13 protein-coding genes are annotated in these 16,533 nt (G+C 38.8%); all 13 read left to right on the forward strand.

Annotated features, from left to right (window positions below):
- Positions 1–267: 267 nt before the first annotated feature.
- The 13 genes from JOC49_RS03015 (at position 268) to JOC49_RS03075 (ending at position 16,506) form a co-directional block, all read left to right on the forward strand.
- Positions 268–1,407 (forward strand): BMP family lipoprotein, encoded by a 1,140-nt coding sequence (locus JOC49_RS03015; RefSeq protein ID WP_204662117.1) that lies wholly within the window; start codon positions 268–270, stop codon positions 1,405–1,407.
- A 188-nt stretch (positions 1,408–1,595) separates the two neighbouring features.
- Positions 1,596–3,143 carry an ABC transporter ATP-binding protein gene (locus JOC49_RS03020; protein ID WP_341534647.1) on the forward strand — a complete coding sequence of 516 codons (1,548 nt, stop codon included), beginning with the start codon at positions 1,596–1,598 and terminating at the stop codon, positions 3,141–3,143.
- Positions 3,133–4,308: an ABC transporter permease gene (locus JOC49_RS03025; protein ID WP_204662120.1), complete on the forward strand. Its 1,176-nt coding sequence runs from the start codon at positions 3,133–3,135 to the stop codon at positions 4,306–4,308. The genes JOC49_RS03020 and JOC49_RS03025 overlap by 11 nt, the downstream gene beginning before the upstream one ends.
- Positions 4,308–5,273, forward strand: a complete 966-nt coding sequence (locus tag JOC49_RS03030; protein ID WP_204662123.1) for an ABC transporter permease — start codon at positions 4,308–4,310, stop codon at positions 5,271–5,273. The genes JOC49_RS03025 and JOC49_RS03030 overlap by 1 nt, the downstream gene beginning before the upstream one ends.
- Before the next feature lie 134 nt (positions 5,274–5,407).
- The gene (gene rpoN, locus JOC49_RS03035) at positions 5,408–6,826 is read left to right on the forward strand and encodes an RNA polymerase factor sigma-54 (protein WP_204662126.1); all 1,419 of its coding nucleotides are present in this window, start codon (positions 5,408–5,410) and stop codon (positions 6,824–6,826) included.
- 158 nt (positions 6,827–6,984) lie between these two features.
- Positions 6,985–8,043 (forward strand): sugar-binding domain-containing protein, encoded by a 1,059-nt coding sequence (locus JOC49_RS03040; RefSeq protein WP_204662129.1) that lies wholly within the window; start codon positions 6,985–6,987, stop codon positions 8,041–8,043.
- 15 nt (positions 8,044–8,058) lie between these two features.
- Complete coding sequence (gap, locus tag JOC49_RS03045; protein WP_204662132.1) at positions 8,059–9,117, forward strand: type I glyceraldehyde-3-phosphate dehydrogenase; 1,059 nt, start codon at positions 8,059–8,061, stop codon at positions 9,115–9,117.
- A 98-nt stretch (positions 9,118–9,215) separates the two neighbouring features.
- On the forward strand, positions 9,216–10,406 hold the full coding sequence (locus JOC49_RS03050) for a phosphoglycerate kinase (protein WP_204662135.1): 1,191 nt from the start codon (positions 9,216–9,218) through the stop codon (positions 10,404–10,406).
- 8 nt (positions 10,407–10,414) lie between these two features.
- Entirely contained in the window at positions 10,415–11,161 is a 747-nt protein-coding gene (tpiA, locus tag JOC49_RS03055) for a triose-phosphate isomerase (protein ID WP_204662138.1), read from the forward strand.
- Between the two features lie 12 nt (positions 11,162–11,173).
- Positions 11,174–12,697: a 2,3-bisphosphoglycerate-independent phosphoglycerate mutase gene (gene gpmI / locus JOC49_RS03060; protein ID WP_204662141.1), complete on the forward strand. Its 1,524-nt coding sequence runs from the start codon at positions 11,174–11,176 to the stop codon at positions 12,695–12,697.
- A 20-nt stretch (positions 12,698–12,717) separates the two neighbouring features.
- Positions 12,718–14,007 carry a phosphopyruvate hydratase gene (gene eno / locus JOC49_RS03065; protein ID WP_204662144.1) on the forward strand — a complete coding sequence of 430 codons (1,290 nt, stop codon included), beginning with the start codon at positions 12,718–12,720 and terminating at the stop codon, positions 14,005–14,007.
- Positions 14,008–14,209: 202 nt separating this feature from the next.
- The gene (gene secG, locus JOC49_RS03070; RefSeq protein WP_204662147.1) at positions 14,210–14,440 is read left to right on the forward strand and encodes a preprotein translocase subunit SecG; all 231 of its coding nucleotides are present in this window, start codon (positions 14,210–14,212) and stop codon (positions 14,438–14,440) included.
- Positions 14,441–14,523: 83 nt separating this feature from the next.
- Positions 14,524–16,506: a sodium-translocating pyrophosphatase gene (locus tag JOC49_RS03075; protein ID WP_204662150.1), complete on the forward strand. Its 1,983-nt coding sequence runs from the start codon at positions 14,524–14,526 to the stop codon at positions 16,504–16,506.
- The last annotated feature ends 27 nt before the right edge of the window (positions 16,507–16,533 follow it).

A 16,533-nucleotide genomic window follows, 5' to 3' on the forward strand; every position in this document is an offset into this window, starting at 1 on the left:
CATATAAAATGCCGTTTTATTGGCAAAATTTAGGGTTTGTTCCGGTTTTTACGTGTGTAAAGTTACAAATTTCCACTTATAGCGCATTTGGTTTGGGGGTTATAAGTGAAAAACTACAAAGTAAAGAGCAATCGATTTTACAATAAATGGTATAAATGGTTGAAAACAGGGCATCTTTGTGAGATTGTTATTGTAATTTAAAGTTTTAAACGATATAATTATGATTGAAGACGGAAGTCAAATGAATTTAATAGTGGAGGTTGTATCATGAAAAGAGTATTATTGATCGTACTAGCAATTATGATGGTTAGTATGGGACTGGCTGGTTGTGCTCAAAGTGGCGATGATGGATATGAAATCGCATTGATCACAGATAAGGGTAACATTGATGACAAGTCATTTAATCAAGGCGCGTGGGAAGGCGTTATTGCTTTTGCAACTGAGAACGAAATCTCACACACGTACATCAAACCTGAAGAAGCATCAGACTCTGGCTATCTTGCAGCAATTGATTTGGCTGTAGAGGGTGGCGCTAAAGTTATCGTTACACCTGGTTTCCTTTTTGAGGTGCCAATTTACGAAGCTCAAACAAAATACCCAGAAGTAAAATTCATTCTTTTGGATGGATCACCACACACTGCAGACTATTCTGTATTTGAAACAAAAGAAAACGTTGCAAGCATCATGTACTCAGAAGAGCAATCAGGCTATCTTGCTGGTTATGCTGCTGTTATGGATGGCATGAGAAATCTTGGATTCATGGGTGGTATGGCTGTACCTGCAGTTCAAGCTTTTGGTTACGGTTACCTTCAAGGTGCTGAGGCGGCTGCTGTTGAATTGGGTCTTGGTGATGGTGAAGTTCAAGTAACTTACCACTATACAGGAAACTTTGAAGAAAATGATACAAACAAAGCAACTGCAAGAACTATGTTCCAAGAAGGAACAGAAGTTATCTTTGCTTGTGGTGGTGCTGTTGGTAAAAGTGTTATGTCTGCAGCTTCAGAGGCTGATACTAAAGTAATCGGCGTTGACGTTGACCAAAGATATGATAGTGAAACAGTTATTACTTCTGCAACAAAAGGTCTTGCTGCATCTGTTGTAAGTGTACTTGATGCAATTTACAACACAGACAGCTGGGCAACATATGGTGGAACAACAACTTACTTTAACGCAGCCAACGATGGTGTAGGTCTTCCTACTGAAGTAATTGGCGATGCGTCTGCAGATGCATTCGATAGATTTGAATCATTTGACAAAGCTGCTTATGATGCTGTATTCAATAAGCTTGCAAGCGGTAATGTTTCTCTTCTTCGTTCAATCGAAGTTGCAGATCCTAGTGGCGCTGCAACTGCAGAAGAACTTGTATCTGCGCTTAACTTGGTAAAAGTTGAAGTGACTACGAGATAGTAAGTCTATTTACCATTACTTGACATAGTGGCCTTAGCCTTATGTACTAAAAATAACAATTAATGGGGGAGGCAAAGTCTTCCTCCATTTTTTTTTCCTGAAAATAGGTGTTTGAACGTGTTATTTTGACGTATAAACGAAATAAGGCGAAACTTTTATGACAATTTATTTTATTGGAAGAGGTAAAAGTGGAAAATTATATTATTGAGATGCTGAACATAACCAAAGAATTTCCGGGAATCAAAGCAAACGATAACATTACTTTGAATCTGAAAAAAGGTGAAGTTCATGCACTGTTGGGCGAGAATGGTGCAGGAAAGTCTACGCTAATGAGCGTTTTATTTGGTTTGTATCAGCCTGAAAAGGGAGAAATTCGTAAAAATGGAGAAGTTGTGAAAGTCAACAATCCAAATGATGCCAATGCCTTAGGGATTGGAATGGTGCATCAGCACTTTAAACTCGTCGAGATTTTTACAGTTTTGGAAAACATTATATTGGGTGTGGAACCAAATAAGATGGGATTTTTACAAAAACAGGAAGCACGTGAAAAAGTAGTAGAGCTTAGTGAACGCTATGGCCTCAAAATCAATCCGGATGCAGTAATAGAAGATATTTCGGTAGGCATGCAACAGAGAGTTGAAATCCTCAAAATGCTTTATAGAGATAATGAAATTCTTATTTTTGATGAACCAACTGCCGTTTTAACACCGCAGGAGATTACAGAACTCCTTAAGATCATGCGAGAATTTGCAAACGAAGGTAAGTCAATTTTATTTATTACACATAAGTTGAATGAAATCATGGAAGCTGCCGATAGGTGTACGGTTTTAAGAAAAGGAAAGTACATTGGCACTGTAAATGTTAAGGAATCCAATAAAGAAGAACTTTCTAAAATGATGGTTGGGCGTGATGTTAACTTCAAAGTGGACAAAGAAGATGCAAAGCCTAAAGATGTGGTACTTTCAGTAAAGAATATGACTGTCCCATCCAAGCATCACAAAAATAATGCAGTAAAAAACGTTTCACTGGACGTTAGAGCTGGCGAAATCGTTTGTTTAGCTGGTATTGAAGGCAATGGACAATCTGAATTTGTCTACGCACTTACAGGGCTTGAAAAAATGATAGGTGGCAGCATTACTTTATCAGGTAAGGATATTACAAATGCTTCTGTACGAGAGCGTTCCGTTGCAGGTCTAAGTCATATACCTGAAGACCGTCACAAACATGGCTTGGTGCTTGAATATTCACTTGAACAAAATATGGTCTTGCAGCGGTATTGGCAACCAGAGTTTCAAAAGAATGGGTTTATTAAGTTTGATGCAGTACGTGAGTACTCTGAAAAACTAATAGATCAATACGATGTTAGAAGTGGACAAGGGCCAATTACGACAGTAAGAAGTATGTCTGGTGGTAATCAGCAAAAGGCTATAATTTCACGAGAAATCGATAAAGACCATGATCTTTTGATTGCTGTTCAACCAACACGTGGCCTTGACGTGGGTGCTATAGAGTACATTCACAAACAGTTGGTTGCACGTAGAGATGCGGGAAAAGGTGTTTTACTGGTGTCTCTTGAACTGGATGAAGTTATGAATGTCAGTGATAGAATTCTTGTTATGTATGAAGGAGAAATCGTTGGAGAACTTGATCCTAAAAAGAGTACGGTACAAGAACTGGGGCTATATATGTCCGGTGCAAAAAGAAATACAAAAAAGGAGATAGACAATGCAGGATAAAAAACGTGTATCTCAAAAAAATAAATATAGCATAAAAAATATTACTAAAGGAAGTGGCTTTTCAGCTTTTAGTTCAGCATTGCTCGCAATAGCATTGGGCTTGATTTTTGGTTTTGTCATTATGCTTTTTGCCAATCCTGGCAGTGCATTTAAAGGTTTCAATTATATTTTAACAGGTGGCTTAAGCCGCTTTGGCAATGTGCTTTACTTCGCGACACCTATTTTGATGACTGGACTTGCAGTTGGATTTGCTTTCCGAATGGGCCTTTTTAATATTGGTGCCTCTGGTCAGTACACAATGGGAATGTTCTTTGCGCTTTACGTTGGCTTTATGTGGGATTTGCCTACAGGCATACACTGGATCGTTGCCATACTAGCCGGTATGCTTGGTGGTATGATTTGGGGATTCATTCCAGGAATTTTTAAAGCCCTTTTAAATGTCAATGAAGTTATTACATCAATTATGTTTAACTATATAGGGATGTATTTTGTTGATATGTGGATAAGAAGCAATTCCACAATGTATATCTCCACAATGTCCAGAACAAATTATGTGCCTTTAAGTGCTCAAATTCCGTCACTTGGTGTAGAGGGGTCCAATGTTAATTTTGGTATTATTTTTGCAGTTATACTTGGGATTGTTCTTTACATTGTGCTTGAAAAAACGACATTTGGATACGAACTTAAAGCCACAGGCTTTAACAAGCATGCAGCAGATTATGCCGGCATGAAAGGGAAAAGAAATATTGTTTTGACAATGATTATCGCTGGAGGCCTTGCTGGTCTAGGTGGTGCCTTCTTAATCCTTTCGCCATCGGGTATTGCAGGAAGTAGTATGACTTATGAGCCAGTTAATATTATTGCAGCAAATGGCTTTAATGGTATTGCCGTAGCACTTCTTGGTAATTCACATCCGATTGGAATCATCTTCTCCTCCTTCTTTATATCTCATATTCAAAGAGGTGGATCATTGGCAAATCTTGTGGGTTACAAACCTGAAATTATAGATGTTGTTATTGCAGTAATTATCTATTTCTCCGCATTTGCAATGATTATGAATGCGGCTCTTGGAAGATTTATTCGTAAATATATAACACATAAAGAAGTTGAGGTGCCGGTGATTGAACCGGATGCTTCCGAAGAAATAAAGAAGGAGGCTGAATAATGGATACGATATATTATCTTATACAAAACATGCTTCCTGTTGCAATTCCGCTTTTGCTTGTAGCACTGGGCGGTATGTTCAGTGAGCGAAGTGGTGTTATCAACATCGCTTTAGAAGGTATCATGCTTTTTGGAGCCTTCTTTGGTGCTTTGTTTGTTTATTTGGTACAAGACTCTAGTATGGGGCCTCAAACCATTCTTTTGCTGGGCATGATTGTTGCTGCAGTTTCTGGAATTATATATTCCCTAATGTTATCTTTTGCTGCTGTAACGATGAAAGCAGATCAAACCATTACGGGTACTTCGCTTAACATGCTGATTCCAGCGGCAATATTACTTTTTTCAAAAATGTATTTCAACAGTGATGGCATCACAACCAGTAAAAGTTTTTATATCCGAAAAATGCCCGTTTTGGGTGATATTCCGATCATAGGTGAAATGTTTTTTCAAAAGACCTATTTAACGGTCTTGATTGGACTTTTATTCTTAGTAGCTGCGGTAATTATCTTTTATAAAACCAAGTTTGGCTTGAGATTAAGAGCATGCGGTGAGCATCCACAGGCCGCTGATTCTGTAGGAATCAACGTCTATGTTATGCGATATGCAGGTGTGTCTCTTTCGGGACTTCTTGGTGGCATTGGTGGTTTCTTCTACGCAGTAGGGGTAATGGATGGAAATGTTAATGGACATACTGGCGTTGCCGGTTTTGGTTTCTTAGCACTCGCTGTTATGATTTTTGGTCAATGGAAGCCGATTCGGATTTTATTTGCCGCTTTGTTCTTTGCGTTTTTAAGAACACTTGCTTATTCCGTATCCTTAATTCCTTTCCTAGATAATCTTGGAATTGATCAAACTTACTATAAGATGTTGCCTTATGTTGCAACTATGGTAGTTTTGGCTTTTACATCTAAAAAATCCAGAGCACCAAAAGCGGAAGGAATTCCTTACGACAAATCACAACGTTAAAATTCTATAGTATTAAACTAGGCAGGAGCGCACGCGTTCCTGCCTTTATTTGTCTGTTATTTTAACCTGTAATTTGGTATAATGGCATTAAGTTTTATGAATAGAAGTTGGGATGAGATGATAAATAAATGAAAATGAATTTTAATTTAAACCTAATACAAACACAAAAATTGGTTATGACGCCTGAGTTGAAACAGGCAATTGAAATTCTTCAATATAATGCCATGGAACTGAATGAATTTGTCAATGAAGAACTTCTGAACAATCCAATTTTGGAACGCATTCAATCTGATGCGGAAGAGAAAGCGAGTTCTGAGAAGGAAGTTGAATCAGAATCTGAGTTTGAATACGATTTGGACAAGGGTGATTCAAAAGAAATTGACTGGGAAGACATGGTAAACTATTTTGAAGATGCAAGACCAATGGGGACTTTGTCATATAATCCAGACAATGAAGTGAATTACGATAATTTTGTTGCGGATGAGGAATCGCTTAGAGACTATCTGCTAACACAATTAAAACTCATGAATCTATCAGATTTGGACATGGAAGTTTGTGCCTATATCATCGAGAATGTCGATGATAATGGCTATTTAAAAATGACCAATGATGAAGCGGTTGTACTTTTTGACATACCCGATGACAAGGTGGAAAACTTAATTGTAATGTTGCAAACTCTAGATCCTCCAGGTGTTTTTGCAAGATCTATTGAAGAATGTCTCTTGATTCAATTAGAACAGCAGGGATATGATGATGGACTTGAAACCACACTTGTAAAAGAACATTTAAATGCACTCGGGGAAAAAAGATTTGCTCAGATTGCCAAAATACTGGGTGAAACAATTGAGAATATTCAAGAAGCGTATGACTACATCAAAACCTTAGAACCGAAACCAGGACGCAGCTTTAGTTCTTTGCGTGATGTTCGGTATATAGTCCCAGATGTATATGTGGAAAAGTCAAAAGGGGACTACATTGTGATGGTTAATGAAGTTGCAACACCGAGGCTTCAGATTAACGCGTTTTATAAAAAAATGTTGTCTCAAATGACAAGGGATACTATGACAACCGAATATTTATCAAAAAATTTACAAGCTGCACTTCGCATTATAAAGAGTATTGAGCAGAGACGGAATACCATTTATAGGGTTTGTAAGGCGATTATTGACTATCAGTATGAATTTTTTGAAAAAGGACTGCTGTATTTAAAACCACTAAACCTAAAGGATATAGCTGATGAGATTGAAGTCCATGAATCGACGGTAAGTCGTGCTGTGAACGGTAAATACATCCAGTGTCCAAATGGCCTTTTTGAGATTAAATATTTTTTCCAAAGTGGGGTCAAAGGCGCCAGTGGAGAAGGTGTTTCATCTGAAAGTGTAAAATCAGTTATGAAAGAAATGATTGATAGAGAAGATCCTAAAAAGCCACTGAGTGATCAGGCACTGGCAGATGCACTTATTGCAACAGGGATTCATATTTCAAGACGTACTGTAGCCAAATATCGAGATGAAATGGATGTTTTGCCCTCTTCAAAACGGAAACGGTTTTAAGCAAATTTCGGATGGGACAAAGCGCGAAATATCGGGTTAAAAAAAGTCCAAAAAAACAGAACACCCTCTTGATTTATTTTAAGAGGGTGTTATAATTAGGGTAGTGGGACGCCGAATAGAAACACGAGTTGAAATTTATCCCGGAAGGAAGTGGAATTGTGGGAGAAGACAGATATATAGATCACGATCAACTGGCAACTCTTTTAAGATATGCATTTCCTGAAACAGAAGAGTTGTTGCCTTTAAGATATAATTTGTTGAACGCAATTAAGTTTAACCAACCTGTGGGCAGACGCTTGTTGTCCAACAATATGGGACTAACAGAACGCGTTGTTAGAAGAGAATCTGATATCTTAAAAGAGTCCGGCTTGGTGGATTACCATACGGATGGTATGCGAATTACAGAGCGTGGAATTCGTGTTTTGAGCTTATTGGAAGATATATTCTATAAAATGAGTGGGATCGAAGATTTTGAGAAGCAACTTGCTGAAGCAATGGGAATACGAAAAGTTATTGTAGGGTCAACAGGTGCTTCAGATGAACATCAGACACTAACAGAAATTGGAACAGAAGCGGCTAAATATTTGAGTCGTCTCATAAAACCCAAAAGTATTATTGGACTAACGGGTGGTTCTTCGATAGAAAGAGTTGTAAATGGGTATAAAGATGACTGGGTGGATTTTCACAATCATGAGATTATGGTTGTCCCGGCTAGAGGTGGTTTGGGAAACAAAAGTGAGTATCAAGCCAATACCTTGGCAGAAAAACTGGCTGGCAAACTTGAAGCTAAGTATCAACTGTTATATACACAAGATAACCTTTCAAAAAGCACCATTGACGAATTAAAAAACGAACCCAATATCAAACGCATTTTAGGAACCATTGATCATATAGATATTTTGCTCTTTGGAATAGGAATTGCAGAAGTGATGGCAGATAGACGGTTTTTAGAGCAAGAAGAAATTGATTATATTTTAAATAAAGGTGCAGTTGCAGAATCATTTGGGTATTATTTTAATCAAGAAGGCGAAATTGTGCACGAAATCAGTACCATAGGTATTGATTTAAATAAATTCAAATCTTTAAAGCATGTGATTGCGGTTGCAGCAGGTGAAGATAAGGCAAAAGCGATTATTTCAATTAGTAAATTGAATCCGAATCTTGTCTTGGTCACTGATGAAGCAACTGCAAAGAAAATTCAATCTTATTTGATTTAAAAGGAGGAAGTAAAGATGGTAAAAGTTGCAATTAATGGTTTTGGTAGAATTGGTAGATTGGTATTTAATGCAATGGCTGAGCAAGGCTTAATTGGTACACAGTTTGATGTTGTTGCGGTAGTAGATATGTCAACAGATGCAGATTATTTTGCTTACCAATTAAAGTATGATTCAACACAAGGTAAATTCAAAGGTGAAATTTCAACTAAAAAAAGCTCTGCTGATGCAGAAGACAATGATATTCTTGTTGTTAATGGTCACGAAACAAAGTGCATCATGGCGACACGTAACCCTTCTGAATTACCATGGAAAGAACTTGGCGTAGAATATGTAATTGAAGCAACAGGACTGTTTACAAATTCTGAAGCTGCTAAAGGTCATATTGAAGCGGGCGCAAAAAAAGTTATTATTTCTGCACCGGGCAAAGGTGATGTAAAAACACTTGTAATGGGTGTTAATGAAAATGAATATGACCCTGCATTACACAATATCGTATCAAACGCATCTTGTACAACAAACTGTTTAGCACCAGTTGTGCATGTGCTTCTTAAAGAGGGTATTGGAATTGAAACTGGTCTTATGACAACAATTCACTCTTATACTGCAACACAAAAAACAGTGGATGGTCCCTCAAAGAAAGACTGGAGAGGCGGAAGAGCTGCGGCAATTAATATTATTCCTTCTTCAACAGGTGCTGCTAAAGCAGTAGGTCAAGTACTTCCAGAAACACTTGGTAAAATGACTGGTATGTCATTTAGAGTTCCTACAGCCACAGTATCAGTGGTAGACCTTACTTTTACGGCATCAAGAGACACTTCAATTGAAGAAATTGATGGCCTTCTTAAAAAAGCATCTGAAACTTACCTTAAAGATATCTTAGGCTATTCAAATGAGGAACTTGTGTCTTCAGACTTTATTCACGATGACAGATCTTCAATCTATGACTCACTTGCAACCCTTCAAAACAATCTTCCAGGAGAAAAGAGATTCTTTAAAATCGTTTCTTGGTATGACAATGAGTGGGGCTACTCAAACAGAGTTGTAGACCTAATGAAATTCATGGCAAGCAAGTAGAGATAACTGATAACGGTAGGCTGTAGACTTAGTCTACAGCCAAACCCTGGTTATGATAAGCCAGGGTTTACTTATTAAATGAAGCGGAGGCTTTAAAAATGTTCAATAAGAAAACCATAGAAGATGTTTCTGTTGCAGGCAAAAAAGTCTTGGTAAGATGTGACTTCAATGTACCAATCCAAGATGGCAAAATTACGGATGAAAACAGAATTCTTGGAGCGATGCCAACCATAAATTATTTGGTTGACAAAGGGGCGAAAGTTATTTTATGTTCTCACCTTGGAAAGCCAAAGGCATTTACACCTGAATTTTCATTGGCGCCTGTTGCAAAGCGACTTTCAGAACTATTGAGCCAAGAAGTTGTTTTTAATTCTGAAGAGGAAGTCGTTGGTGAAAAAACTAGAGAGGCAGTCAATACCCTTGAAAATGGGCAAGTCATGCTTCTTGAAAATACAAGATTTAGAAAAGAAGAAACTAAAAATGGCGAGGCGCTTTCAAAAGAATTGGCGTCGCTTGCAGACATATTTGTTAATGATGCTTTTGGAACGGCACATCGTGCGCATTCATCCACAGTGGGTGTCACAGAGTACGTTGAAGAAGCTGTATGTGGTTATTTAATTCAAAAAGAACTCAAGTTTTTGGGTGAAGCAGTGGACCGACCTGAAAGACCATTTTGTGCAATTTTAGGTGGGGCAAAAGTATCGGACAAAATTAAAGTAATTGAAAATTTACTAAATAAAGTCGACACGTTAGTAATCGGTGGTGGAATGGCATACACATTCCTTAAAGCACAAGGTTACGCGGTGGGCAAATCTTTGGTAGAAGAAGACAAGCTTGATTATGCTAAAGAAATGCTTAATAGCGCCAAGGCGAAAGGTGTAAAATTATTGCTTCCTGTAGATCATATTACGGCAGCTGAGTTTAGCAAAGATGCAGAACCGGTTGTGACAGATGATCAAACGATTAAAGCGGATTTCATGGGACTTGATATTGGCCCTAAAACTGCTAAGTTGTATGCGGATGCAGTGGCTGAATCCAAAACAGTTGTCTGGAATGGCCCAATGGGCGTCTTTGAATTTGAAAAATTCGCTCAGGGTACGATTGCGGTTGCAAAAGCGCTTGCAGAATCAAGTGCGACCTCTGTAATTGGTGGTGGCGATAGTGCGGCAGCTGTAAACATTCTTGGATTTGGAGACCGTATGACACATATTTCAACAGGTGGCGGTGCGTCGCTTGAATTTTTGGAAGGCCTTGTGCTACCAGGAATTGATGCACTTGATGATAAGTAGGAGGCATGATGAGAAAACCAATTATAGCTGGGAACTGGAAAATGCATAAAACTGTAGCGGAAGGTCTTGCGTTTATGGATGCAATTAAGCCTGAAGTTTCAGGAACAGACGTAGAAGTTCTTGTATGTGCACCATTTACATTACTTCCAAGTCTTGTGGAAGCTGCTAAGGGTACGAATATTAAAATTGGTGCTCAAAATATGCACTATGAAGATCATGGTGCATTTACAGGAGAAGTGAGTGCGGACATGCTACTGGATATCGGCGTTACGCATGTGATTATTGGTCACTCTGAAAGAAGACAATATTTTGCAGAAACAGATGAAACCGTTAATCTAAAAACTCGAAAAGCCTTATCAAAAGGGTTGACGCCTGTGGTATGCTGTGGCGAAAGTTTAGAACAGCGTGAAGCAGGTGAGACCAAAACAGTTTGCAAAACACAAATTGTTAAAGCTTTTGAAAATATTAGTCTAGCAGATGCTTCAAAAGTTGTGGTTGCTTATGAGCCAATATGGGCAATTGGAACTGGAAAGACATCTAGCAGTAAAGATGCAAACGATGTGATTGCCTATATTAGAGAAGTACTTGCTGCTTTGTATAGCACAGAAGTTTCAGAAGAAATTCGGATTCAATATGGTGGTAGCGTAAAACCTGCCAATGTTGAAGAAATCATGAACGAGACAGATATAGATGGCGCCCTAGTGGGTGGTGCAAGCCTTGAAGCAGATAGTTTCGTTCAACTTGTAAACTTTTAAGGAGTTGACTCAATGAAAAAACCAACTGCTATTATGATCCTCGATGGTTGGGGACAAAATAATGCACAGACTGGTAATGCAGTTGCAATGGCTAATACCCCAATTTTTGACCAGTTGATTGAAAAATACCCAAACACCTTACTTGCTGCCAGTGGCATGGATGTTGGATTGCCAGAGGGTCAAATGGGCAATTCAGAAGTTGGGCATTTGAATATCGGTGCAGGTCGGATTATCTATCAGGAATTGACTCGAATTACAAAATCAATTGCAGATGGCGACTTTTTTACCAACCCTGTTTTGGTTGAAGCCATGCAACATGCCAAGATAAATGGGACTAAGCTTCATACATGGGGATTGCTTTCGGATGGCGGCGTTCACAGCCATATTGATCATTTGAAAGCCCTTATACAAATGGCAAAAGACCAAGGACTAGATGAAATCTATGTTCATGCTTTTATGGATGGTAGAGATACTTCGCCAACATCGGGTGTGGATTATATTAAAGACTTAGAGTCCTTTATGGCATCTATAAACTTTGGAAAAATCGCCTCTGTATCAGGACGCTATTATTCCATGGATCGGGACAAAAGATGGGAACGTATTGAAAAATCATACAGAATGCTAGTGGAAGGGATTGGAAACACATCGACATCGGCAGTTGAAGTGATGCAAACCTCTTATGAGCAGAATGTGACTGATGAATTTATAATTCCAACAGTGATTATGGAAGACGGCAAACCAGTAGCCACTGTTTCGGAAAATGATGCAATTGTTTTCTTTAACTTTAGACCTGATCGTGCACGTGAAATTACGCGGGCAATAGTAGATGAGACATTTGATGGCTTTAAGCGACCTTATTTTAAAACAAAGTATGTCGGGTTTACTCAGTATGATAAAACCATTGAAAATATTGAAATTGCGTATGCACAGCAGACCATTGAGAACACAATGGGCACTTACTTGTCGGGGTTAGGGAAGACACAACTCCGCATCGCTGAAACTGAGAAGTATGCACATGTAACTTTCTTCTTTAATGGTGGCGTTGAAGCGCCAAATGCAGGTGAAGACAGGGTTTTAATTAACTCCCCTAAAGTAGCGACTTATGATTTGAAACCTGAAATGTCTGCATATGAATTAACCGATCGATTGTTAAGTGAATTGGATCGCGACTATTATGATTTTGTAATTGTAAATTATGCCAACCCAGACATGGTTGGGCATACAGGCGTTATTGAAGCTGCTGTTAAGGCAGTTGAGACAGTTGATGTCTGTTTGGGCAAAGTGGTTGCAAAGCTGGAAGAAAAAGGTGGAGCGTTCCTGATTACGGCAGATCACGGTAACGCAGAGCAAATGCTTACAGAAGATGGGGCACCATTTACAGCCCATTCAATCAATAAAGTGCCACTTATCCTTGGTGGTGCAGGCGATGTCAAGTTAAGACAAGATGGTAGACTAAGTGACCTTGCACCAACTGTGCTTGAATTAATGAACTTGGATATTCCTGTAGAGATGACGGGAAAATCCTTAATAAAATAACCTTTATGGAGGTAATGAGCATGTCAATTATTACAGATATTTATGCAAGAGAAATATTGGATTCTAGAGGGAACCCTACAGTAGAAGTTGAAGTTTATCTTGAAGATGGGGCAATGGGAAGAGCAGCAGTTCCTTCAGGCGCCTCAACAGGTGCTTTTGAAGCTGTTGAATTAAGAGATGGTGACAAAGGCCGTTACATGGGAAAAGGTGTTGAAAAAGCTGTTGATAACATCAATGAGTTGATTGCACCAGAACTTGAAGGTTGGGATGTTTTTGATCAAGTGGGTATTGATAAATTGATGATCGAACTTGATGGCACACCAAATAAAGGAAAATTTGGCGCCAATGCAATTTTAGGTGTTTCAATTGCAGTTGCAAAAGCGGCAGCAGATTCTTTAGGACTTTCTCTTTATGAATACATTGGTGGCACAAACGGAAAAACTCTACCGGTTCCAATGATGAACATCATGAACGGTGGCGCACATGCAGATAATAATGTAGACATTCAAGAATTTATGGTTATGCCAGTTGGTGCGACATCATTTAAAGAAGCTTTAAGATGGGGTGCTGAGATTTACCACACATTGAAGTCTGTCCTTAAAGCAAAAGGTTTGGCGACTGGTGTAGGTGATGAAGGTGGCTTTGCGCCAAATCTTCCTACAAATGAAGACGCGCTTAAAGTTATTATGGAAGCTATTGAAAAAGCAGGGTATAAACCAGGCGAGCAAATTAAACTTGCACTTGATGTTGCAGCAAATGAACTGTTTGATGAGAAAACTGGAAAATATACTTTGGCAAGTGAGGGTAGAGAATTTTCACCTGAAGAATTGGTTGCATATTATGCAGACCTTGTTGAAAAGTACCCAATTATTTCAATTGAAGATGGCCTTGCTGAAGAAGATTGGGCTGCATGGAAACACATGGTTGAGAAACTTGGCAATAAAATCCAAATTGTTGGAGATGACTTGTTTGTAACCAATACTGTAAGACTTTCAAAAGGAATTCAAGAAAAGTCTGCAAATTCTATATTGATTAAACTCAACCAAATTGGGACAATTACTGAAACGTTAGATGCAATTGAAATGGCGAAACGTGCTGGTTTTACAACAATCAGTTCACACAGATCTGGTGAAACAGCAGATTCTACAATTGCAGATATGGCAGTTGCCGTAAATGCTGGCCAAATCAAGACTGGTGCACCTGCAAGAACAGACCGAGTTGAGAAATACAATCAACTTTTGAGAATTGAAGAGCAACTTGGAGAAAATGCAATTTATGCTGGTATGTCAGCATTCTACAATTTAAGATAACATTTAGGTTAAGTGGTTTTCAGTCTATGAGTTTACTCATGCTGATCAAATATAAGCATATCTTGACAACGAGAAGTGTGGACCTGGTGGAACAGCAACCACCAGGTCTGTGCTTTTTTGACAAAAAATAATGAATCAATTGTAATTTGAAGGGTACTGTGGTAAAATACCTATGTTAAACAAGGGAAACGGAGGTGTGAAAATGGAAGTGCTATTTACTGTACTGTTAATCTTATCATCACTTGTACTTATTGCCAGTATTTTACTTCAATCAGGTAAATCAGCCGGATTGTCAGGTGCAATCGGCGGTGGCGCAGAACAACTCTGGGGAAAAAATAAAGCTAGAGATTATGATGCAAAGTTTGACAAAATCACCAAAGTATCGGCAGTCGTGTTTATGTTGTCAGCGCTGTTGATGGCTTATATACAATAATTAGCGATTTAGCTAATTATTGTATATTTTTTGTATACAGATTTGCTTAGAAAGATCAAAATATTGTAGGGAGGAATAGACTGATGAACTATTCGTTGCTGTCGGCAGGCGCTGGTGTTATTGCACTTGTTTTTGCCGCTTACTTGGTATTTATGAAAATCAATACGATTTCTGTAAATCACCCAAGAATGAACGAAATCGCTTCTTATATTCACGAAGGGGCTATGGCGTTTTTAAGAAGAGAATACAAAGTATTAATTATTTTTTCAATTATTTTGGCAATTGCCATTTCAGTTGGTCTACAAAGTGTTGAAACAGCAATTTCATTTGTTATTGGCGCAGTGTTTTCAGCTTTGGCAGGCTTTATTGGCATGCAAGTGGCTACAAAAGCCAATGTTCGTACAGCATTTGCTGCTATGGAGAGTGGCATGAACCGTGCGCTTGGTGTGGCTTTTTCAGGTGGTGCTGTAATGGGCATGTCTGTGGTTGGCCTCGGACTTTTCGGAGTTAGTGTACTTTACATGGTTTTTGAAGACCCACAAATTATTACTGGTTTTGGCTTAGGTGCCTCTTCAATTGCGCTTTTTGCCCGTGTTGGTGGCGGTATTTATACCAAGGCTGCAGATGTTGGCGCAGACCTAGTTGGTAAGGTTGAAGCTGGAATTCCTGAAGACGATCCAAGAAACCCTGCTGTTATTGCAGACAATGTTGGCGACAACGTTGGTGACGTAGCGGGCATGGGTGCTGACCTTTTTGAATCCTATGTTGGCTCAATTATAGCCGCTATCACACTAGGTGTCTTGTCTTTCGGTGTTAATGGGGCATTTTTCCCATTGGTTTTAGCCGCAATTGGCATACTGGCTTCTATTATTGGGACGTTCTTTGTTAGAAGTGATGAAAAGTCAGATCCGCATAAAGCTTTGAAAAAATCAACATACGTAAGTGGCTTAATCGTTGTTGTTGCAGCGTTTATATTAAGTCAACAATTTTTTGACACATTGGATATGTTTTATGCCATTGCAGCGGGACTTTTAACAGGTATTTTAATTGGTGTTGTAACGGAGATTTACACGTCTGGTGAATATAAACATGTTAAAAAAATAGCTGAACAATCTTTAACGGGCCCAGCGACAACAATTATTTCAGGTATTGCTGTAGGAATGATTTCAACACTTTGGCCAATTCTCTTTATTTCAGCTGCAACATTGATTGCATTTGAATTTGCAGGATTATATGGAATAGCGCTTGCAGCAGTTGGCATGCTTTCAACAGCGGGTATCACAGTAGCAGTTGACGCTTATGGTCCTATTGCAGATAATGCAGGTGGTATTGCTGAAATGAGTGAACTTCCAAAAGAAGTTCGTAAAATCACAGATAAGCTCGACGCAGTTGGGAATACAACTGCTGCAATTGGAAAAGGGTTTGCAATTGGCTCTGCTGCACTGACAGCACTTTCATTATTTGCATCCTATTCACAAGCAATTGGGCTAGAAACTATTAATGTTCTAAATCCAAAAGTTGTTGTTGGTTTGTTTATTGGTGGTATGTTGCCATTTATTTTCTCAGCACTCACCATGGAATCTGTTGGTAAAGCAGCTTATCAGATGATTGAAGAAGTTAGAAGACAGTTTAAAACCATGGACGGAATCATGGAAGGGAAAACAACGCCAGATTATGCAAGATGTGTTGATATCAGTACAGGAGCGGCTTTAAGAGAAATGCTGGTACCTGGTTTGATGGCTGTACTTGTACCAATTGCAGTTGGTCTTATATTGGGCGGTGAAGCACTTGGTGGCATGTTGGCAGGCGCACTTGTAACAGGCGTTCTCCTTGCGATTTTCATGGCGAATTCAGGTGGTGCTTGGGATAATGCTAAAAAATATGTTGAAGAAGGAAACTTCGGCGGAAAAGGATCTGAAGCGCATAAGGCCAGTGTTGTTGGCGATACCGTAGGTGATCCTTTTAAAGATACGTCAGGCCCATCTATTAATATTTTAATTAAATTGATGACAATTGTATCGTTGGTATTTGCACCACTTTTCGTAACGTTTGGCTCTTTGTTATAAACTATTTAATTTATGACCTCAACACAC

This window comes from Fusibacter tunisiensis (assembly GCF_016908355.1).
In the GTDB taxonomy this organism is placed as follows: domain Bacteria; phylum Bacillota; class Clostridia; order Peptostreptococcales; family Acidaminobacteraceae; genus Fusibacter_D; species Fusibacter_D tunisiensis.